Origin of the sequence: Mesorhizobium sp. M1E.F.Ca.ET.041.01.1.1, assembly GCF_003997355.1 — a bacterium.
GTDB lineage: Bacteria > Pseudomonadota > Alphaproteobacteria > Rhizobiales > Rhizobiaceae > Mesorhizobium.
Map to the genome: position 1 here is coordinate 1 of NZ_RZSL01000757.1, position 2,455 is coordinate 2,455.

A 2,455-nucleotide genomic window follows, 5' to 3' on the forward strand; every position below is an offset into this window, starting at 1 on the left:
TCGGTGAACGGCTGGCTACAGCTTCCGCCGCCGCCAAAACCGCCGGCACAAAGGCAGGAGAATCTTGCTGCACCGAAGCGGCCTGTTTGCGCGCTTCGCGCCGCCAGGCGAAGACCTGCTGCGGCCTAAGGCCATACCGACGGGCGACCTCGGAAATGATTGCGTTCGGCTCCAGCGTCTCCGCGATGATCCGCGCCTTGTCATCCACCGACCAATGACGCCGACCGCCAGCACCGTTGATCACCTCGAAACGCCGAAGCTGCCGCTCCGGGTCAAGCGTAAGGTCAAGTCCAGACACAAGCCGATCTCCGATCCCAATACAGATTCGGCAACCTCACAGATCGCGGCCACTCCCGAAAGGTGGTCTAGAAACACCGCTCTGATATCCGCTGTCAAGGGTTGGAACGCAGGAGGTCGCGCGATCCGAGGAACGGCTGCTCATGCTGATGAGCGCGCATGGGTGGAGGCGGAACTGAAGGACGTCGGTGATCAAGCTCTGATGCGCGGGTTGGCTACCGCATTCCCGATGTGCGTCCGGGGCTGTTCCGATCTTACTGCGGGCTTCGGTCAATTTGCCGGCCACAAAGCGTCTGACGGGCATTCCCCTGCCGTGGTCCCGCCTCCGCCCATGCGCGAGGTGTAGACTGCCGCGGCGAGCGATCAGGTGGAGCGTGCCTCCCTGGCGACGGCCCACATGAAGCCGACTAGTTCGCGGGCCATCGCCGTGCAGACCACCGTCGTTCGCTTGCCTCGCGCAACCAGCTTTCGATACCTGGTCGTCAGGCGGGCCTGAGCCTTCCATGCGATCTCACGGACTTTCGGCGGTGCCTGCTCCAACCGGTACAGCTTCGCCTTGCCGATCCGGGGTGGATGTCGATAGGTCCAGGCGCTCTCAACCAGCATGTGGCGAACGCGGCCGTTGCCTGCCTTCGTGATGCCGCCACGTCTGATTGTCTCTCCAGTCGACCGCTCGCCGGGAACGAGGCCGAGATAGCCAATGAGCTGGCGAGGGCTCTCAAAACGGCTTCCGTCGCCGACCTCGGTGGCGAACGTCACGGCGACGATCAGATCGACCCCACGCAATGTCTGGAGCGCTCGTACGATCGGCGCCAGCGACCAGTTCGGGATGAACTCTTCGATCACGCGCTCAAGCCGTTCCACACGCTCTTTCGAGACGCGCACCGCTTCGACCATTTCCTGGAGCGCGATCTGATGTGCAGGATAATCGAACCGCTGCTCCTGCAACCAACGCAGGTAGCGCATGGTCCAGTTCTTCGTGCGTCGGATAGGCACGACCATGCTTGAGCATGAAAGCGCTCACCTGCTGGCGATGGACCCGCAGCATCTCGACCGCGGCTGCCCGGGCGCGAACGAGATCTCGCATTGCTTCGTGATCTTCATCGGGAACCCATACCGCCGTCAGTTCGCCGGCGCGCAGCAGCCTTGCCAATGAAAGAGCATCCCGGCGGTTCGTCTTCACCCGATCGCCAGGCTTCCTTGGATAGCGACGGCGCGACCACGGTGCATTCATGGCCAAGGGAACGGATCAGCCGGTAAAGGCCATAGCCGGTTGGGCCCGCCTCGTAGCAGAGGTGGATGCAATCGAACTTAGCGGCGATCCGTTGGATAACGCGGCGCATACTCGTATCCGATGCGTCGGCCTCGCCGAAGAACCGAAGCTCTCCCTCCCGGCCGGCTTCCGCAATCGCGATGGCGTTCCTCAGCTTAGCGACATCGATTCCGACAAATGCTTCCCTATAATCTGCCACGGCTCGTCCTCCTGTGATGAGGATCGGCTCGGACCGCCCGAGCAACCCTCGGACGCGCAGTGTAGGGCGAGCCACCTCACCGGCAGAAGCGGACATACGGTCTTACGATACATTCGCGCCCGGCTCCACTGCCGCCTCGATCAGCCGCGACTTCGCTTCCGCCGACCAGCGCCGCCGCAGACGCTGCGGGCTTGCCTCCACGGTTCGGGACCGCCTCAAGAACATGGAAACTTCTATCATCAGGCATAGGCGCAGACATAGCAATTGACACTGCAAGCTCCTCGGCTCCTTGCTTCAGTGTCACTATCTCTCGCTCATCACCTCAAGCCGCGCCAGATGGGGTCAGCTTGGCGCTTACGCTTGAGCGGCGGTCCAAACCCGCAAAATGTAGTGCAAACACCCGTTCGCGCGCCTGCAATGCATTGAACTCACAAAGCTTTTAGATTCTCACCGTTGAAGTAGGGCAAGGCATCTGATCTCCGTCGAATCCCGATAGGACCTGCTGAAATCACTCACTCCTTTTTGGATCGGACACTCAGGTCATGCCCTCACAACCAATGGGCGAAAGATCACATGATAGTAATGAGGCGTTCTGAGCTGTTGCAAATCAACGGGACGTATTGTCGCGACACTTGCCTGTGACAGGCACTGGTAAATCTCTCTCTCGTGGTTGATTTCGTCCAGAT

General features: G+C 60.9%; 1 protein-coding gene and 1 pseudogene. Both read right to left on the reverse strand.

Annotated features, from left to right (window positions below):
- A partial coding sequence (locus tag EOA38_RS33650; RefSeq protein ID WP_145966201.1) for a transposase occupies window positions 1-244 on the reverse strand: 244 nt, incomplete at its 3' end.
- 416 nt (window positions 245-660) lie between these two features.
- Window positions 661-1,865, reverse strand: a pseudogene (locus tag EOA38_RS33655) (IS110 family transposase).
- Between the last annotated feature and the right edge of the window lie 590 nt (window positions 1,866-2,455).